Source organism: Pseudokineococcus basanitobsidens, from assembly GCF_037482545.1.
Taxonomy (GTDB): Bacteria; Actinomycetota; Actinomycetes; order Actinomycetales; family Quadrisphaeraceae; genus Pseudokineococcus; species Pseudokineococcus basanitobsidens.
Genome location: NZ_JBBIAA010000012.1, coordinates 16,593 through 34,131, shown reverse-complemented (window position 1 = coordinate 34,131; position 17,539 = coordinate 16,593). Strand labels below are relative to the sequence as shown.

The 17,539-nt window shown below is 76.5% G+C and carries 16 protein-coding genes; 5 read left to right on the top strand and 11 right to left on the bottom strand.

Annotated features, from left to right (window positions below; translation table 11 throughout):
* Positions 1-79: 79 nt before the first annotated feature.
* The 7 genes from WDZ17_RS11135 to WDZ17_RS11105 form a co-directional block, all read right to left on the bottom strand.
* Positions 80-1,498 carry a dicarboxylate/amino acid:cation symporter gene (locus tag WDZ17_RS11135; protein WP_339575229.1) on the bottom strand — a complete coding sequence of 473 codons (1,419 nt, stop codon included), beginning with the start codon at positions 1,496-1,498 and terminating at the stop codon, positions 80-82.
* Between the two features lie 88 nt (positions 1,499-1,586).
* Entirely contained in the window at positions 1,587-3,287 is a 1,701-nt protein-coding gene (locus WDZ17_RS11130) for a DUF885 domain-containing protein (RefSeq protein ID WP_339575228.1), read from the bottom strand.
* A gap of 67 nt (positions 3,288-3,354) precedes the next feature.
* Positions 3,355-4,071 (bottom strand): PspA/IM30 family protein, encoded by a 717-nt coding sequence (locus tag WDZ17_RS11125; protein WP_339575227.1) that lies wholly within the window; start codon positions 4,069-4,071, stop codon positions 3,355-3,357.
* 99 nt (positions 4,072-4,170) lie between these two features.
* The gene (locus tag WDZ17_RS11120) at positions 4,171-6,297 is read right to left on the bottom strand and encodes a TPM domain-containing protein (protein WP_339575226.1); all 2,127 of its coding nucleotides are present in this window, start codon (positions 6,295-6,297) and stop codon (positions 4,171-4,173) included.
* Entirely contained in the window at positions 6,294-6,548 is a 255-nt protein-coding gene (locus WDZ17_RS11115; RefSeq protein ID WP_339575225.1) for an acyl-CoA carboxylase subunit epsilon, read from the bottom strand. The genes WDZ17_RS11120 and WDZ17_RS11115 overlap by 4 nt, the downstream gene beginning before the upstream one ends.
* Positions 6,545-8,173: an acyl-CoA carboxylase subunit beta gene (locus tag WDZ17_RS11110; protein WP_339575224.1), complete on the bottom strand. Its 1,629-nt coding sequence runs from the start codon at positions 8,171-8,173 to the stop codon at positions 6,545-6,547. The genes WDZ17_RS11115 and WDZ17_RS11110 overlap by 4 nt, the downstream gene beginning before the upstream one ends.
* A gap of 302 nt (positions 8,174-8,475) precedes the next feature.
* On the bottom strand, positions 8,476-9,624 hold the full coding sequence (locus WDZ17_RS11105; protein ID WP_339575223.1) for a glycoside hydrolase family 3 N-terminal domain-containing protein: 1,149 nt from the start codon (positions 9,622-9,624) through the stop codon (positions 8,476-8,478).
* A gap of 88 nt (positions 9,625-9,712) precedes the next feature.
* Here WDZ17_RS11105 and WDZ17_RS11100 point away from each other — a divergent pair, with 88 nt between their 5' ends.
* Together WDZ17_RS11100 and WDZ17_RS11095 are read left to right on the top strand one after the other, a co-directional pair.
* Complete coding sequence (locus WDZ17_RS11100) at positions 9,713-10,714, top strand: biotin--[acetyl-CoA-carboxylase] ligase (RefSeq protein ID WP_339575222.1); 1,002 nt, start codon at positions 9,713-9,715, stop codon at positions 10,712-10,714.
* Complete coding sequence (locus WDZ17_RS11095; protein WP_339575221.1) at positions 10,711-11,895, top strand: adenylate/guanylate cyclase domain-containing protein; 1,185 nt, start codon at positions 10,711-10,713, stop codon at positions 11,893-11,895. Before WDZ17_RS11100 ends, WDZ17_RS11095 begins: the two co-directional genes overlap by 4 nt.
* A 15-nt stretch (positions 11,896-11,910) precedes the next feature.
* On the opposite strand, the gene WDZ17_RS11090 is transcribed toward WDZ17_RS11095, so the two are convergent.
* Positions 11,911-12,690: a polyprenol monophosphomannose synthase gene (locus tag WDZ17_RS11090; RefSeq protein ID WP_339575220.1), complete on the bottom strand. Its 780-nt coding sequence runs from the start codon at positions 12,688-12,690 to the stop codon at positions 11,911-11,913.
* Complete coding sequence (locus WDZ17_RS11085; protein WP_339575219.1) at positions 12,687-13,343, bottom strand: GtrA family protein; 657 nt, start codon at positions 13,341-13,343, stop codon at positions 12,687-12,689. The genes WDZ17_RS11090 and WDZ17_RS11085 overlap by 4 nt, the downstream gene beginning before the upstream one ends.
* Positions 13,344-13,531: 188 nt before the next feature.
* Here WDZ17_RS11085 and WDZ17_RS11080 point away from each other — a divergent pair, with 188 nt between their 5' ends.
* Together WDZ17_RS11080 and purE are read left to right on the top strand one after the other, a co-directional pair.
* Entirely contained in the window at positions 13,532-14,767 is a 1,236-nt protein-coding gene (locus WDZ17_RS11080; protein WP_339575218.1) for a 5-(carboxyamino)imidazole ribonucleotide synthase, read from the top strand.
* Between the two features lie 65 nt (positions 14,768-14,832).
* Entirely contained in the window at positions 14,833-15,321 is a 489-nt protein-coding gene (gene purE / locus WDZ17_RS11075) for a 5-(carboxyamino)imidazole ribonucleotide mutase (RefSeq protein WP_422631957.1), read from the top strand.
* 10 nt (positions 15,322-15,331) lie between these two features.
* Here the strand turns inward: purE and WDZ17_RS11070 are convergent, their stop codons facing one another.
* A complete protein-coding gene (locus WDZ17_RS11070) occupies positions 15,332-15,769 on the bottom strand; it encodes a CoA-binding protein (RefSeq protein WP_339575216.1) in 438 nt (145 codons plus the stop codon).
* A gap of 105 nt (positions 15,770-15,874) precedes the next feature.
* On the opposite strand from WDZ17_RS11070, the gene WDZ17_RS11065 reads away from it, so the two are divergent.
* Complete coding sequence (locus tag WDZ17_RS11065) at positions 15,875-16,234, top strand: hypothetical protein (RefSeq protein WP_339575215.1); 360 nt, start codon at positions 15,875-15,877, stop codon at positions 16,232-16,234.
* 24 nt (positions 16,235-16,258) lie between these two features.
* Here WDZ17_RS11065 and WDZ17_RS11060 read toward each other — a convergent pair whose 3' ends face one another.
* Positions 16,259-17,482: an LCP family protein gene (locus WDZ17_RS11060; RefSeq protein ID WP_339575214.1), complete on the bottom strand. Its 1,224-nt coding sequence runs from the start codon at positions 17,480-17,482 to the stop codon at positions 16,259-16,261.
* Positions 17,483-17,539 lie beyond the last annotated feature (57 nt).

Below are 17,539 nucleotides of genomic sequence, written 5' to 3'. Positions count from 1 at the left end.
CGCGGGCGCGCCGGGCCGCCCGGACGCACGAGCGCCCCGCACCGGCCTCGGGTCGGTGCGGGGCGCTCGGTGGTCCCGCTCAGGCGGGGGCGCCGACGCGGGTGCGGTCGGACGCGCCGCGGCGGGCCTCGTCGACCTCGCCGCCGTGCACGCCGGCGTCGTCACGCTCGTCCTCGCGCGGCGCGAGCGGGTCGCGGCCGCGGGGGGCGTGGTAGGCGGCGACGTCGAGGATTCCCTCGCGCTTGGCCACGATCGCCGGCACGAGCGCCTGGCCGGCCACGTTGGTCGCGGTGCGGATCATGTCGAGGATCGGGTCGATCGCGAGCAGCAGACCCACGCCCTCCAGCGGCAGGCCGAGGGTCGAGAGCGTCAGCGTGAGCATGACGACCGCCCCGGTGAGGCCCGCCGTCGCGGCGGAGCCGACCACGGAGACGAAAGCGATGAGCAGGTAGTCCGTGACGCCGAGGTCGACGCCGAACAGCTGGGCCACGGTGATGGCGGCGAGCGCGGGGTAGATGGCCGCGCAGGAGTCCATCTTCGTCGTCGCCGCGAGCGGCACGGCGAAGGAGGCGTACGTGCGCGGGACGCCGAGGTTGCGCTCCGCGACCCGCTGGGTGACGGGCAGGGTGCCCACCGAGCTGCGCGAGACGAAGGCCAGCGTGATGGCCGGCCAGGCGCCGGTGAGGTACTTGCGGGCCGACAGCCCGTGCGCCTTCGCGAGCAGCGGGTACACGACGAGCATGACGACCAACGACCCGACGTAGACGTCGACCGTGAAGACGGCGAGCGGCGCGAGCAGGTCCCAGCCGTAGCTCGCGACGGCGTTCCCCAGGAGGCCGGCGGTGCCGATCGGGGTGAGGCGGATGACCCACCACAGCGCGGTCTGCGTCACGGCCAGCGCCGAGCGCACGAAGCCGAGGAACGCCTCGGCCTTCTCGCCGGTCTTCAGCGCTGCGGCGCCGATGACGATGGCGAGGACGACGATCGACAGGACGGAGAACGACAGGCCGGTGGACGCGGTGCCGCCGTCGACCGTGGTGCTCGCCGACAGGCCCAGGATATTGGCGGGCACGAGCTGGTCGAGGAAGTCGGTCCAGCCGCCCTGCGTGCCGGCGGCGTCGGCGCCGGCCGTGCTGATGTCGGCGTTGGCGCCCGGGTTCGTCAGCAGCCCGAGGCCGATGCCGATGCTCACCGCGATGAGCGAGGTGATGGCGAACCACAGCAGCGTCTGGCCCGCCAGGCGCGCGGCGTTCGTCACCTCCCGCAGGTTCGCGATCGAGACGATGATCGCCGTGAGCACGAGGGGCGGCACGACGACGCGCAGCAGCTGCACGAAGGTGCTGCCGACCGTGTCGAGCACCGTCGTGAGGCCGTTGGGGTCCTCCTCGGTGCCGCCGAGCGACCGGGCGAGGACACCGAGCCCGACGCCGACCACGAGGCCGAGCAGGATCTGGACACCGAAGGGGACGCGTGCGGCGCGTCGGAGGAGCGTGGTCACGGCGCCTCGCAACGCCCCCACGGCGGGACGGCATTCCCGCCCTTCCCGACCTTCGCGGTAGGGAACTCGCGGGCGAGGTCGGCGACCGTCAGCGGGAGGGGACGAGCGCGTCCCGCAGCACGTCCAGCCCGACGGCGCCGAGGTCGAGCGCGCGGCCGTGGAAGTCCCGCAGCGAGAACGCGTCGCCCTCGCGGGCGCGCGCCTCCTCGCGCAGGCCGAGCCAGATCCGCTCGCCGACCTTGTACGAGGGCGCCTGGCCCGGCCAGCCCAGGTACCGCAGGTGCTCGAAGCGCCGCACCGGCTCGTCCTGGCGGGCGTGCGCCGTGAGGTAGTCCCACACCTTCGCCGCGTCCCAGGTGCCGCCGCCGACCTCGGCGGGGGCGTCGAGGCCGCAGTGCAGCCCGATGTCGACGACGACGCGCGAGGCTCGCAGCACCGACCCGACGAGCATCCCCATCCGGTCGCCCGGGTCGTCGAGGTGGCCGAGGTCGGCCATGAGCCGCTCGGCGTACAGCGCCCAGCCCTCGCCGTACCCGCTGCACCACGACATCGTCCGGCGCCACCGGTTGAGGACGTCGCCGCGCACCATGGCGTGCCCGATCTGCAGGTGGTGGCCGGGCACCCCCTCGTGGAAGACCGTCGTCGTGTCCAGCCAGGTGGAGAAGGAGGTCTGCCCCGGGGGCACGGAGAACCACATGCGCCCCGGTCGGACGAGGTCCTCGCTCGGGCCCGTGTAGTAGATGGCGCCCGAGGCGCTGGGGGCGATGCGGCACTCCAGCCGGCGGATCGGGTCCGGGATGTCGAAGTGCTCCCGCCCCATCTCCGCCAGCGTCCGGTCGGAGAGGTCCTGCATCCACGCCGTGAAGGCGGCGGCGTCCGGCAGCCGACGTGCCGGGTCGGCGTCGAGGGCGGCGATCGCCTCGTCGACGCCGGCGCCGGGCCGGACGCGTCCGGCGACGTCGGCCATCTCCGCCTCGATGCGGGCGACCTCCTCGAGCCCCCAGGCGTAGGTCTCCTCGAGGTCGACCGTGGCCCCGAGGAACTGCCGGCTCCGCAGGGCGTAGACGTCGCGGCCGCAGGCGTCCTGCTCGCGGGAACGGGGCAGCACGTCCTCGCGCAGCGTGCGGGCGAGACGGCCGTAGGCGTCGGCCGCGGCCCGGGCGCCGCGTCGCAGGTCGGCGGCCAGCGCGGCGGACGGCTCGGCGCCGTCGGGCCGGGCGCCGGCCGCGAGCTCGGCGAAGAAGCCCTCGGCGGCGGCGAAGTCCTCGGCCTGCTCCGCCCCGGCGACGACCTGGCGGGCCGCGGGCGGCAGGTCGCCGTCGCACGCGGCGTGCAGCGCCTCGGCGTAGCCCGCCAGCGCCTGCGGGACACGCCCCAGCCGGCGGGCGACGACGGCCCAGTCGTCAGCGGTGGTCGTCGCCATGAGGTCGAAGACCTCGCGCACGTCCTGCAGCGGCGTCGCGAGGACGGTGATCTCGCCGTGGTCGAGCCCCGCCCGCGCGCTCTCGAGCTCCAGGCCGAGGCGCTCGCGCATCGCGGCGACGGTGACGGCGTCGACGTCGTCGGTGACGGCGTCCGGCCCGAGGGCGTCGAGGGACGCCAGCGTCCGGCGCGCCAGGTCGGCCCGGGAGGCCGCCCCGGCGGGGGAGAGGTCGGTCACCTCGTCGTCGTGCCCGGGCAGGCCCATCGCGGTGGCGGCGAGGGGGTCGAGCGCGGCGTAGGCCTCGACGTGGGCGTCGGCCAGCGCGTCGACGGGGGACGGGGTGCGGGGGGCGGTCGGCTCAGGCATCGCCCGCACCCTAGGGGCGGCGGGCGACGGCGACCTCCGGCACGGGGGACGCGCCTCGCCCGTGCGGTCAGGCGCCGCCGGACTTCAGCGCCGCGAGCCGCGCCTCGACCTCGAGGGCGTCGGAGTCCGCCTCCAGCTCCTCGAACTGGGCGTCGACCGAGGACGCCGCGAGCTCGGCGCGGCCCGCGGCGCGGGCCTCCTCGCGGCGGACCTTCTCCTCGAAGCGGGAGACCTCGCTCGTCGGGTCCATCAGGTCGATGCCCCGCACCGCGTCGTGCATGGTGTTCTGCGCGTCGGCCACCTTCTGCCGCGAGACGAGCTGGTCGCGCTTGGTGCGCAGCTCGTCGAGCTTGCCGCGCATGCCGTCCAGGCCCTTCTTGAGCTTCTCGACGACCTCCGTCTGCGCCGCGATCTGCGGCTCGAAGCCGCGCAGCTCGGACTCGGCGGCCATCTGCCGCTGCAGGGCCACCTTGGCCAGGGTGTCGAAGCGGTCCGCCTCGGCGGCGGAGCCCGACCCGCGCAGGTCGTCGGCGCGGCGGCTGGCGGCGAGGGCCTTGCCGCCCCAGTCGTTCGCGGTCTGCCGGGCCTCCGCCGCGTCGGCCTCGAGCAGCCGCAGGTTGCCGATCGTCTGCGCGACGGCGTCCTCGGCCTCCCGGATGCTGTCGGTGTAGTCGCGGACCATCTGGTCGAGCATCTTCTCGGGGTCCTCGGCGGAGTCCAGCAGCGAGTTCAGGTTCGCGCGGACCAGCTGGCCGACCCGGCCGAGCAGCGACTGCTGCGCCATGGCGATCTCCTCAGCGTCGGGGCCGCACGGGGGCGCGGCGCTCGTCGCGCGCGAGCCTGCCACGCGGGCCGGTCCGGCGCGACGGTCGCACGCCCTCCCTCAGAACCGGCCGCCGCCGCCGGACCCGCCGAAGCCGCCGCCGCCGAAGCCTCCTCCGCCGCCGGACCCGCCGAAGCCGCCTCCGCCACCGCCGCCGAAGCCGCCTCCGCCGAAGCCGCCGCCACCTCCAGACCGGTGCCCTCCGCCGCCGGTGAGCACGGCGCCGAGGATGCCGCCGAGCACGGCGGCCTCCATCGACCGGCCCCGACGACCGCCGCGGTAGCCGCCCCCGTACCCGCCGCCGTCCCAGGGCCCGCGCGTGTCGACGTCCTCGGCGGCGCGTCGGACGGCGCGCTGGGCGAAGGCGTCGGCGCGGCGGGCCTGCGCGAGCGCCTCCACGGGGTCGGTGTCGACGCAGCCTTCGGCACGGTCGAGGGCTTCCTCGGCCTGCTGCAGGAGCTGGCGGGCGCCCTGGCCGATGCCGCCGCGGCGGGCGGCGACGGCGTCGCGGGCGGCCGCCACCTCGGAGCGCGCGGCGTGCAGCGCGTGGTCGACGCCGGCCCGGGCCCGCTGGGCGCGCGAGCGCGCCTCGCGGACCTCGGCGAGCGCGGTGTCCAGCGCCTCGTCGGCCTCCTCGAGCCGGCGCAGCGCCGTGAGCGGGTCGCGCCGGCCGGGCCCGGTGGCGGCCTCGGCCTCCTCGACGGCCGTCCGGGCGCGCGCGAGCAGCGGGGCGAGGTCGCGGGTGGCGCGCTCGGCGTCCGCGTCGCTCGAGCCGGCGGCGCTCGACCGGGCGGACTCCAGGAGCGCCTGCGCCTCGGCGAGGTCCTGCTCGGTCTCGGCGCGGGCGTCCGCGAGGTGCCGCTCGGCCTCGTCGAGGTCGCGCTCCCGGGCGGCGACGGCGTCCAGGAGCCGCCGCGCGCGCTCGGCCGCCTGGTCCGCGCCCCGCGCCGCCAGGGCGGCCTGCCCGGTGTCGCCGGCGCTCACGGCGGTCCGGCCGTCCTCGACCTCCTCCTGCAGCAGGTCCAGGGAGGCCTCCGCCTCGTCGGGGGCCCCGGCGACGGACTCGCGGGCGGAGTCCGCGTAGCGCTCCTCCAGGCGCGCCAGCCGTGCGCGCTCGTCGGTCAGGCGCGCCCGCAGCACGTCCAGGTCGCGGGCCCGCTCCTCCAGGACGCCGCTGGCCCGGCGTCCCAGGTCGCGCAGGGCGTCGAAGGCGTCCGACTGCTCGTCGAGCGCGGCGTCGGCGCGCCCGCACCGCTCCAGCACCTCGCCGAGGGCGGCGCGGCGCACCTGCTCCTCCGGCTCCTCGCCGGTCTCGCGGCCCTGCTCGTCCTCGCCGTCGGCGCGGCGCCGGGCCGCGAAGGCCGCCGCGAGGTCGGCGCGGGCCCCGGCGAGCGCCTGCTCGAAGGGGACGACGGCCTCGTCGCCGAACTCGGCGCGCGCGAACTCGACCTCGGTGGCCGACGACATCACCGCGTCGTCGACGGCGACGAGCGCGGAGCTCGCGCGGCGCTCCAGGTCCGGCAGCGGCTCGGGAGGCTCGGGCGCCGCCGCACGGGCCCGTCGTCGGTCGTCGCGCGCCTCCCGACGTCCGCGGACGAGGGCCACGACGACGGCCACGCCGACCCCCACGAGCAGCAGGACGACGAGGACCGCGAGGCCGGGGACCCCGCCGGAGCCCTGGTCGGCGGCCGAGGAGGTCGTCGCCCCGTCGCCGGTACCCGCGGGGCCGCCGCCTGTCCCGCCCAGCGTGCTCGCGAAGGCCTCCACGGCGCCGGCCCAGTCGTCGTCGGCGAGCTGCTCCTCCGCGGCGGCGTTCGCCGCGTCGACGTCCACGTCGGCGTCCACCTGGCTGCCGTAGACCCGGTCCTGCGTGGCCACCGCGAAGACCCCGTCGCCGTCCCCGAGCTGGGACACCTCGCCGGTCTGCTGCGCCCACTCCTGGCCACCGAGCCCGTCGAAGGAGTCGACGAAGACGACGAAGAGCTGGACGCCGGTCTCCTCGCGGAGGTCGTCGACGGCTTGCTGCACCGCGTCGCCCGACCCGTCGAGCGCGCCCACCTGGTCGGTGACCTGCTCGTCGAGGCGGAAGGGCTCGACGGCGGACGCCGCGGGCGCCAGCGCCAGCGACGGCGCGAAAAGCAGGGCCGCCGCCGCGGTCGCCGCGACCGCGGCCCGGCGGGCGCTCACCGCCGGCCCCAGCCGCTCGTGCGCCACACGTCCGGCCCGGGGACGACGACGCCCAGGTGGTGCCCCGGGTCGCCCCAGCGGGAGGTCGGTGCGGGCGGGCCGGCCGGCGCCGGCGCTGCCGGTCGCGCGGTGACGACGGCCACGAGCGCGGCGAGCTCGGCGTCGTCCGGCGCGCCGCGCACGACGCGCAGCAGCGGCCGCCGCGGCGCGTCGTCCGGCCCCTGCGGCGGCCCGCCCTCCGCACCGGTCACAGCGGGACGTTCCCGTGCTTCTTCGCCGGCAGCGTCTCGCGCTTGCCCCGCAGCGCCCGCAGCGCCTTGACGACCTCCGCGCGCGTCCGGGAGGGCGCGACGACGGCGTCGACGTAGCCGCGCTCGGCCGCGATGTACGGGTTGGCGAGCGTGTCCTCGTACTCGGTCACGAGGTCCGCGCGCAGCGCCTCGACGTCGTCCCCCGCCGCGGCCGCCTCCTTCAGCCGTCCCCGGTGCAGGATGTTCGCCGCGCCCTGCGCGCCCATCACGGCGATCTGCGCCGTCGGCCACGCGAGGTTGACGTCGGCCCCGAGGTGCTTGGAGGCCATGACGTCGTAGGCGCCGCCGTAGGCCTTGCGGGTGATGACCGTGACGAGCGGCACGGTGGCCTCGGCGTAGGCGTAGATGAGCTTGGCGCCGCGCCGGATGATCCCGTTCCACTCCTGGTCCGTGCCGGGCAGGAAGCCCGGGACGTCGACGAGCGTGAGCACGGGCACGTTGAAGGCGTCGCACGTGCGCACGAAGCGGGCGGCCTTCTCGCTGGCGTCGATGTCGAGGCAGCCGGCGAGCTGCATCGGCTGGTTCGCGACGACGCCGACCGAGCGGCCCTCGACCCGACCGAAGCCGCAGATGACGTTGGGCGCGAAGAGCTCCGAGACCTCGAGGAAGTCGCCGTCGTCGAGCAGGTGCTCCACGACCCGGTGCATGTCGTAGGGCGCGGAGGCCGCGTCGGGCACCAGCGTGTCGAGCTCGAGGTCCTCGTCCGTGGTCTCGAGGCCGCGGGGCTCCTCGGGCTCGAGCACGGGCGCCTCGGCCAGGTTGTTGCTCGGCAGGTGCGCCAGCAGGTCCTGGACGTACGCGATCGCCGCGTCCTCGTCCTCGGCCAGGTGGTGGGCGTTCCCGCTGCGCGTGTTGTGCGTGCGGGCGCCCCCGAGGTCCTCCATCGTCACGTCCTCGCCCGTCACGGTGCGGATGACGTCCGGTCCCGTGATGAACATCTGCGAGGTGCCGTCGACCATGACGACGAAGTCGGTGAGGGCGGGGGAGTACACGTGCCCGCCGGCGGCCGCGCCGAGGATCACCGAGACCTGTGGGACGACGCCGGACAGGTGGGCGTTGCGGCGGAAGATCTCGCCGTAGAGCCCGAGGGAGACGACGCCCTCCTGGATCCGCGCGCCGCCGCCCTCGACGAGCCCGACGACGGGGCAGCCGGTCTTGAGCGCGAGGTCCAGGACCTTGACGATCTTCTCGCCGTAGACCTCGCCGAGGGAGCCGCCGAAGATCGTGACGTCCTGGCTGAAGACCGCGACGGGCCGGCCGTCCACGGTCCCGTAGCCGGTGACGACGCCGTCGCCCGGCGGGCGGCGCCGCTCCTGCCCGAACTGCGTGGACCGGTGGCGGGCCAGCGCGTCGAGCTCGGTGAAGGAGTCCTCGTCGAGCAGCGCCTCGATCCGCTCACGCGCCGTCTTCTTGCCCCGGGCGTGCTGCCGCTCGACCATCCGGGCCGACCCGGCGTGGACCGCCTCGTCGACCCGCGCCTCGAGGTCCGCCAGCTTCGCGGCAGTCGTGTGCGGGGCGGGCGTCGTGCCCGGTCCGTCCGTCTCGGGGGTCTCGGCGGCGGTCAAGGTGGTCCTCCTGGTGGTCACCGACGACGACCCGCACACCACGAGCCTGGGCGAGGGTAGCGATGGTCCGGGCGCCACCGGAGGTCGCGCAGCAACGGGCCGGAGGCTCCCGCGGTCCCGGAGCGGCGACCGGGTGGACGTGGGTCCGAGGAGCCCGGGGCCCACGGACCCGCAGGTGTCCGAGGGGTCAGCGAGCTCCGCACGGCCCCGGCGTGCTTCCACGGTCTCGCGGTCGAGCTCGAGCCGTCAGCACCGGTCCGGCGCAGCCCGTCGGTGGCGGGCGGGCCCGACCGACCTCGCGGCTACGCCAGCCCGGAACGCACCTTCATGGTCACGACCCGGATGGCCGACTCGCGGACGCGCCGCCGGAAGGCCTGGTCCTCTGTCGCCGCGGAGTACAGGGCGTTGCGCATCGTGCGGACCTGTCCGACGTCGAGCGTGAGGACCAGGTCGCCCCCCGCCCGGACGAAGCGGGTCGCCCGGTCGGGGACGGGGACGTCGCGGACGGCCTCGGCGTTGCCGACGTCGTCCGTCATCACCACGCCGTCGAAGCCGAGGTCCTGCCGGATCATCCCGGTGACGACCGTGGAGTTGAGAAAAGCCTGCCCCCGCGGGTCGATGCGCGCGTAGATGGCGCTCGAGACCATGATGCAGCCGGCCCCCGCCGCCACGCCTGCTCGCCACGGGACGAGGGTCTCGGCGGAGCGTGTGGTGCTGTCGTCGACGACGTGGAAGTGGGTGTCCGTGTTCTGGACGACCCGGCCCAGGCCGGGGAAGTGCTTGAGCGTGGGCTGGACGCCGGCGCTGAGGGATCCCTGCACCCACGGCCCGACGGCCTCGGCCACCGCTGCTCCGGTGTAGCCGAACTCACGGTCGTACCGTCCGATCGGCTGGTTGCGCTCCCGGTTGTCGTAGGGGACCGGACCGGTGACCGGTGCGAGGTCGAGCGTGACCCCCGCGCGCCGCAGCTGCCGGCCCCAGAGGGCGCTGCGGTAGCGGATGGTCGCCGCGTCCTGCGAGGACTGCGCCAGGGCGGAGGGGATGTCGGAGACGCCCGGCCCCCGCAGGGACTGGACGGCGCCGCCCTCCTGGTCCACGGCGACGTAGACGAGGACCCCTCGGGTCGCGTCCACGGTGGCGTGCCGCTGCAGCTCGGCGTTGTCCTGCGCCAGGGCAGCGACCCCGCCGTGGCTGCGACCGGACCAGAACACCGTGCCGACCCGGTACCAGTCGACCAGGTGGCCGGCGGTCGTGACGTGGCCGAAGGGGACGCCTGCGGCCAGGAGCTGCCCCACCTGCTGCACCAGGTCCATGCTGTCGACGACCTGGGTGGCTCGATCTTCGGCGGAGGCCGCGAAGGCCTGCTCCCGGCCGGGCGGCAGCGCCGCGACGAGTCCTGCTCCGGCGGCGGCGGCCGCCAGCACAGCCCGACGAGTTACCTGAGCAACCATGACGGGAGGCTAGGTCGAGCGACCACCGATCGCAGCCGGAGCGCTGGCGCGACGCCGACGTGCCCGGTGCCCGACCTAGGCTGCCGAGGTGACGAGCGGAGCGCCCTGGGCCGACCTCTCCCGCCCCCCGCTGCGCACCGTCCCGTTGCGCGGCGCGCTCGTCGTCCCCGCAGGCCCCCTCGGCCGGATCGAGGTCGAGGAGACGCTGGGCTCGACGAGCACGGCGCTCGCCGAGCGCGCCACGGCGGACCCGGGGGTGTGGCCGGACCTGTCCGTCCTCGTCGCCGAGCACCAGGACGCGGGCCGGGGCCGCCGCGGGCGGACGTTCACGACGGCGCCGAGGGCGGCGCTCACGGCGTCCGTGCTGCTCCGCGCGCCCGCCGGCTCCGCCCCGCGCCTGCCGTGGCTGCCGCTGCTGGCGGGCCTGGCCGTCGTCGAGGAGCTGCGTCGCCGCGCCGGGGTGCAGGCCGTGCTCAAGTGGCCCAACGACGTCCTGCTGCCCGCGTCGCCGGGACCTCGTGCGGACGACCCCCGCGTCGTGGGTGACGGCCACGTCGGCGGGGACGCCGCCGCGCCGGCGAAGGTCTGCGGCGTGCTGGCCGAGGTGCTGCCCCCGCCGGCGGGGTCGGCCGCGACGAGCGGGCCGGTCGTCGTCCTGGGCCTGGGCCTCAACGTCGACGCGAGGGTCGACGAGCTGCCGACCGGGGCCACGTCGCTGCGTCTGGCCGGCGCCGCGACGACGGACCGGGACGTCCTCCTGCGCAGCGTGCTCCGGCGCTTCGTCGACCTCTACGGGCGGTGGAGGGACCTGGCCGCCGAGGACGGCGCTCCGGGAGCCGTCCCGGGCCGAGACCTCGCCGCGCTGACGGACCCCGTCCGGGAGGTCTGCTCGACCCTCGGGCGGCGGGTGCGCGTCGAGCTGCCCGGGGGCGAGGTCCTCGTCGGCCGCGCCGAGGCCGTCGACGCCACGGGAGCGCTCGTCGTCCGCACCGGTGGCGGCGCACGTCTCGTCACCGCCGGTGACGTCGTCCACCTGCGCACGGTCGACGGGGGCGGCGACGGGGCCGCCTGCGCCGCACTCGCCCGGTGAGCGGCGACGGACCCACCGGTCGGGACGTCGTCGGCCGCGGCCAGCAGGCCGTCGACCCTGTCGACGAGACCCTCGTCGACGAGGTCCCCGACGCCGGCCCCGACGAGGGCCTCGACGAGGGCGCCGACGTGCTGGGGCGCGCGGCGCTCGCGGCGGAGCGGGCCCTGCTCGGGGGCGAGCCGGTGCTCTCCCGCCGCGAGGTGGCCACGGCGGCGGGCGTCCGGCTCCGCGACGCCCGTGCCCTGTGGCGGGCCCTGGGTCTGCCGAACGTCGAGTCGTCCGTGCCCGCCTTCACCGGCAGCGACGTCGACGCCCTCACCCAGGTGACGCGCCTGGTGGACGACGTGCGGCTCGGCGAGGAGCTCGCGCTCGAGCTGGCGCGGTCGATCGGCCGGACCATGGACCGCCTCGCCTCGTGGCAGGTGCAGCTGCTGCTGGAGGAGACGGGCTCCGCCGAGCTCGTGCCGCCCCTGCTCGTGCGGCTCGTCGAGGACCTGCAGCCGCTCGTCGACTACACCTGGCGGCGTCACCTGGCCTCGGCGCTGGACCAGCTCGCCGCCGACGGGCTCGCGGCCAGCGCGGCGCCGACGGTGGACCGCACGGTGGGCTTCGCCGACATCGTCGCGTTCACGTCGATGACACGACGTCTGACCGAGGTCGAGCTCGGGCGCCTCGTGCAGCGTTTCGAGGCGACGGCCGGCGACGTCGTCGCCGAGCACGGCGGCCGGGTCATCACGATGATCGGCGACGAGGTCCTCTTCGCCTGCGCCCCGGGGGAGCAGGGGGCGGCCATCGCCCTCGGCCTGGCCGAGGCGATGCGCGCGGACCCGCGGGTGCCCCCGGTGCGGGTCGGGGTGGCGACCGGGCGTGTCGTCGCCCGGCTCGGCGACGTCTTCGGGACGCCCGTCAACCGTGCGTCGCGCCTGACGGCCATCGCCTCGCCGGGGACGGTCCTCGTCGACGACCCCACGGCGTCCGTGCTCCGCGGCACGGCCGGTCTCGACGTCACGGCCCTGCGCGAGCGAGAGCTGCGGGGCCTCGGGCCCGTGCGCCCCTGGCTGCTCCGGCGCGCCGGGGCCCCCGCGGGGGAGGACGTCGAGGCGGCCGCCGCGGACGTGGACGAGGGCGCGCTCGTGCGCCTGGACGGCGTGCACGGGGAGCGGCCGGCGACCGGCGGCTGAGCCGCGGGCCCGCCGTCAGGGCAGTCGGCGACGGAGGTCCAGCAGGGCCCACCACGTCACCCGGGCCATGGCCTCCGCGACGATGCCGGGGCCCATCTTGGAGCGTCCGCTGGCGCGCTCGACGAAGGTGATGGGCACCTCCACGACCCGGGCGCCGTGGCGGACGGCGCGCAGCGTGGTCTCCACCTGGAAGCAGTAGCCCGTCGAGCGCAGCCCCTGCACGTGGATCCGGTCGAGCAGCCGCGCCCGGAAGGCGCGGAACCCGGCGGTCGCGTCACGGACGCCGAGGCGCAGGGCGACCCGGATGTAGGCGTTGCCGCCGCGCGACAGCAGCCGGCGGCGTCGCGGCCACCCGGCCGTGGCGCCACCCGCGACGTAGCGGGAGCCGAGGGCGAGGTCCGCCCCGCCCGGACCGACGGCCGCGAGCAGGGCGGGGAGGCGCTCCGCGGGGTGGGACAGGTCGGCGTCCATCTCGACGAGGACGTCGTAGCCGCGGCCCCGGGCCCACGCGAAGCCGGCGCGGTAGGCGGCACCCAGCCCGTCCTTGCTGCCCCGTCGGAGCAGGTGGACGCCCGGCTCGGGGCGGGCCGCGACGAGGTCCGCCGTGCCGTCCGGGCTGCCGTCGTCGACGACGAGGACGTGGACGCCCGGCGCCGCGGCGAGGACCCCGTCGATCAGGACGCCAATGCTCGCCGCCTCCTCGTACGTCGGGACCACGACGAGAGCGCCGGTGCCGACGGGGGCGGAGGGTGCGTCCTGCGGCCGGTCGCCGACGGGGTCGCCGGCGTCCTTCACGCGCTGCGCTCGTGCGGCGCCTCGGTGCCGCCCGGCGCCCCGGGTCCCCGGGGGACGGCGTGCGAGCGCCGGCGACGGGCACGCTCGACCACCTCGGCCGGGACGAGGAGGTCGTCGGCGGGCGGGACCTCCTCGGGCGCCACCGGCGCGCCGGGCCGTGCGGGGGCGTCGCGGAAGACGACCGTGCGGTAGGCGACGAAGCGGAAGGTGGTGCCGAGGACGAGCCCGACCCCGTTGGCGGCGACGTTGTCCGCCACCACGCCGCGCAGGTCCAGGACGTAGTGCGAGACACCGAGGCACAGCAACGCGAGCCCGGTGCCCACGAGGTTCATGAGCACGAACAGCAGGAGCTCGCGCCGGGTGGAGGAGGTGGTGCGGTGACCCCACGTCCACCAGCGGTTGCCGAGCCAGGTGACGACGGTCGCGACGGCCGCCGAGAGCACCTTGGCCGTCAGCGGCTTGTCCTCCAGCAGGCCGACCGAGCCGAGGCGCAGGAGCGTGAAGAGGCCGACGTCGACGACGAAGCCCGCCCCGCCCACGAGCAGGAAGCGGGTGAGCTCCTCGGACAGCCCTCGAGGGAGGCGCAGCAGGCGGCCGGCGCTCGCCCGCGTGCGCCCCGGCGTACGACGTGCCACGGGCGTGCGACTCGCCATGTCCGTCCTCCTGCGCAGGGTGGGGCCGCGGGCCGGCGGCACGGGGCGGTCCGGCGAGGCTAGCCGCGCCCCGTGGGACGGCCCGGTGCCGGGGCGCCGCGGACGGGTGTGCCATCGGCACGCGGGCAGGAGACCTGCAGCGCGGCGGCAGCAGCTCGTGCGGCCGGCCGCCGATAGCCTCGCGCCCCGTGAGCAGCCCCGTGACGTCACCCGCGGCCGAGCGTCCCGAGGGGGAGCGCGTCGGGGCGGGCCCCGGGTTCCCCGTGGTCGCCGTCGTCGGCGGCGGGCAGCTGGCCAGGATGCTCCAGCCCGCGGCGGTCGAGCTGGGTGTCGGCCTGCGGGTCCTGGCCACCGGGGTGGGGGAGAGCGCGGCGCTCGTCGTCCCCGACGTCCACCTCGGGGCGCACACCGACCTCGACGCGCTGCGGTCCGCCGCCGCCGGGGCCGCCGCGCTCACCTTCGACCACGAGCACGTGCCGACCGCGCACCTGCGCACGCTCGCCGCCGAGGGCGTCGCCGTCCGCCCGGGACCCGACGCGCTCGTCCACGCCCAGGACAAGCTCGTCATGCGTCGCCGGCTCACCGACCTCGGCGTCCCGTGCCCGCGCTGGGCCGCCGTCGCCGACGCCGACGCGCTCGCGCGCTTCGGGGAGGACGTCGGCTGGCCCGTCGTCCTCAAGACGCCGCGCGGCGGCTACGACGGCAAGGGCGTGCGCGTCCTGGCCGACGCCGCGGCGGCGCACGGGGTGCAGGACTGGTTCGACGCCACGGACGGGCCGCTGCTCGCCGAGGAGCGGGTCGCCTTCGTCCGCGAGCTCGCCGTCCTCGTCGCCCGCAGCCCCTCCGGCCAGGCCGCGGCGTGGCCGGTCGTGGAGACGGTCCAGACCGCCGGGGTCTGCTCCGAGGTCACCGCCCCCGCACCGGACCTCGACGAGGACGTCGCCGCCCGGGCCGTCGACGTCGCGCTGCGGGTCGCGGGCGAGCTGGGGACCACGGGGGTGCTCGCCGTCGAGTGCTTCGAGACCCCCGACGGGCAGGTGCTCGTCAACGAGCTGGCCATGCGCCCGCACAACTCCGGCCACTGGACCCAGGACGGGGCGACGACCTCGCAGTTCGAGCAGCACCTGCGGGCGGTGCTCGACCTGCCGCTGGGGTCCACGCGGGCCCGGGCGCCGTGGACGGTCATGGTCAACGTGCTCGGCTCGTCCCGTCCCGACCGCGCCGCCGAGGACCCGGCGCAGATGTACCGCTCCTACCTGCACGTCATGGCACGTGACCCGGGGGTCAAGGTCCACCTGTACGGCAAGTCCCCCCGGCCGGGCCGCAAGCTGGGGCACGTCACCGCCTGGGGCGACGACCTCGACGACGTGCGGGCCCGTGCCCGGCACGCCGCCGCCTTCGTCGCCGGGGAGGTCGACGAGTGAGCGCGCGCGAGGACGGGCCGCTCGGCGCCGTGGTCGGCCACGGCGCCCCGGTGGCCGGCGTCGTCATGGGCTCGGACTCGGACTGGCGGGTCATGCAGGCCGTCTCGACGGCGCTGGCCGAGTTCGACGTCCCGCACGCCGTGGACGTCGTGTCCGCCCACCGGATGCCCGAGCGGATGGTCGAGTACGGCCGCTGCGCCGCCGAGCGGGGGCTGCGCGTCCTCGTCGCCGGGGCCGGGGGGGCGGCGCACCTGCCCGGGATGCTCGCCGCGCTCACGCCGCTGCCCGTCGTCGGGGTGCCGGTGCCGCTGGCCCACCTCGACGGCATGGACTCGCTGCTGTCCATCGTCCAGATGCCGGCCGGCGTCCCCGTCGCGACGGTGTCGGTCGGCGGGGCGCGCAACGCTGGGCTGCTGGCGGTGCGCGTGCTGGCCGCCGGCGACGACGAGCGGGGCGCCGACCTGCGCGCGCGGATGACGAGGTTCCAGGACGACCTGCGCGCCACCGCCGAGGCGAAGGGGGCCGCGCTGCGGGAGCGGGTCTCCGGCGGCTGAGGAGCCGGGCCTAGACCAGTCCCAGACGCGGCGCCTCGATCGCGGGGCAGGCGTCCATGACGACGTCGAGACCGGCCTCGCGCGCCCGGGCGGCGGCGGCGTCGTCCACCACGCCGAGCTGCAGCCACACGGCGCGCGCGCCGAGGCGGATCGCGTCGTCGACGACGGCACCGACCCGGGAGGAGTTGACGAAGCAGTCGACGACGTCGAGCGGCCCGTGCTCGGCGGCGGCGTCGAGGTCACGCACCCCGTGCTCGCCGTGGACGTCGTCGGCCCGCGGGTGCACCGGGACGATCTCGACGCCGAGGCGCTCCTGCAAGAACCGGGCGACGCCGAAGGCGGGGCGGTCCTCGTTCGCGGACAGGCCCACGACCGCCCACCGCCCCGTGTCGGTCAGCAGGCGGCGGACGACGTCGGGGTCGTTGCGGTGGGGCGTCGAGGTGGGCACGGCGACATCGTGGTGCGGCAGCCCGCGCCCGGCCAGCGCGGGACCGCGCCCGAGGCTGTGGACGACGGCACGGGGCTGCACCGCAGGGGCGCGTACCGTCGACGGGTGGTCCCGACCGAGCTCCTCGTCACCGCGATGATCGGCGGGTTCGCCGTCGCCCTCACGGCCGTCCTCGCCGTCGTGGGTGTGCTGGGGAGCCGTCTCACCGACCTGCGCACGGACATGGGTGCCCGCTTCGAGCAGGTCGACAAGCGTTTCGAGCAGGTGGACAAGCGCTTCGAGCAGGTCGACAAGCGTTTCGAGCAGGTGGACAGGCGTTTCGAGCAGGTCGACCACCGGTTCGACGGCGTGGAGCGCCGCTTCGAGCGGCTCGACGAGCGCGTCGTCGGCATCGAGGAGGCGATGACGGCCGTCCGGGCCTCCCTGGGTGCGGTCGACGCACGGCTCACCACGCTCGAACGCTGAGGCGACGTAGCGCCGCGTCCTGGCTCAGGCGCCCTGCTCCTGAGCGGCGGCGATGGCCTGCACCGCCTCGGTGTCGTCCTCGCGCAGCGCCGACCACAGCGCGTCGGCCTGCTCCTCGTCCCAGTCGACGACCTGACCGGAGTTGGTGATCCGGTCGGTCGAGGCCACCGGGACGGCCATGGAGATGCCGTCCGCGGAGGACGCGCCCCGCATGCCGCGGGCGAAGGTGACGAGGTCCCACAGGCCCGTGCCGTCGTCCACGGTGAGCGCCTCGCCCCCGGCGCGGGCGGTGGGCAGGGCGCGGAAGGGGTTGAGCAGCAGACCCGGGGAGGCGCCCTCGTCCGCGATCGCGGCCATGAGCTCCCGCTGGCGCTCGGCCCGGCCGATGTCGCCGCGCGGGTCCTCGTAGCGGGTGCGGGCGTAGCCGAGCGCCGTGTCGCCGTCCATCTCCTGGCAGCCGGCCGGGATGTCGAGCCGCGCCTTCGGGTCCTCGATCGCGGTCTCCGGGCACATCTCGACCCCCCCGACGGCGTCGACGATGCCCGCGAAGCCGGTGAAGCCGGTCTCGACGTAGTCGTCGACGTGCAGGCCCGTGGCCTCCTCGACCGTGTCGACGAGCAGCGGGGCGCCGCCGAGGGAGAAGGCCGCGTTGATCTTCGTCTCGTAGTAGCCCGGGACGTCGACGTAGGAGTCACGGGGGATGCTCACGAGCACGTCGGGCCCGCCGCCGCTCGGGACGTGCAGCAGCAGGATCGAGTCCGTGCGGGCCCCGGGGGCGTCGCCGCCGATGGTCGTCCCCTCCCGGCTGTCGGAGCCCACGAGCAGGATGTTCGTGCCCGGCGTGTCCGCGACGGCCGAGTCGCCGAGGGCGTCGACGCGGTTCAGGGCGCCGAGCGCCGTGAGGCCCAGCGCCACGGGGTAGACCACGACCGCCGCCACGACGAGCACCGCCACCAGCACCAGCCCGGCGCGTCGGCGCCGCACCCGCGCCGAGCTCGGACGTCGTCGCCCGTAGGTCGTGCCCGCCGTCGCCGGCCGGGCCTCCGGACCGCTGCGGCGGGGCGCGGCGGCGGACGGCTGGTGCGCACCGGCGGGCCGGGGGCGCGACGGGGCGGGCAGCTGGGAGCGCTGCCCGTCCTCCTCGGTGCGGCGCAGCCGCGGCCGCGCGCGGTAGGTGGTCGACGGGCCCCAGCGCGGCTCCTCGTCCGGCGGGGCGGGGGCCCTGCGGGCGTCGGGCTGGCTCGGCATGCGCGTGAGGATAGGGCGGCGTCCTGGGCGGCTACTGGGTCGTCCTCGGCGCGTCGC

Bases quoted from the DNA above. Each gene is read 5' to 3' on its own strand.
- WDZ17_RS11130 (WP_339575228.1), bottom strand. From the start codon at position 3,287: ATGCCTGAGCCGACCGCCCCCCGCACCCCGTCCCCCGTCGACGCGCTG.
- WDZ17_RS11125 (WP_339575227.1), bottom strand. From the start codon at position 4,071: ATGGCGCAGCAGTCGCTGCTCGGCCGGGTCGGCCAGCTGGTCCGCGCG.
- WDZ17_RS11105 (WP_339575223.1), bottom strand. From the start codon at position 9,624: ATGGTTGCTCAGGTAACTCGTCGGGCTGTGCTGGCGGCCGCCGCCGCC.
- WDZ17_RS11085 (WP_339575219.1), bottom strand. From the start codon at position 13,343: ATGGCGAGTCGCACGCCCGTGGCACGTCGTACGCCGGGGCGCACGCGG.
- purE (WP_422631957.1), top strand. From the start codon at position 14,833: ATGGGCTCGGACTCGGACTGGCGGGTCATGCAGGCCGTCTCGACGGCG.
- WDZ17_RS11060 (WP_339575214.1), bottom strand. From the start codon at position 17,482: ATGCCGAGCCAGCCCGACGCCCGCAGGGCCCCCGCCCCGCCGGACGAG.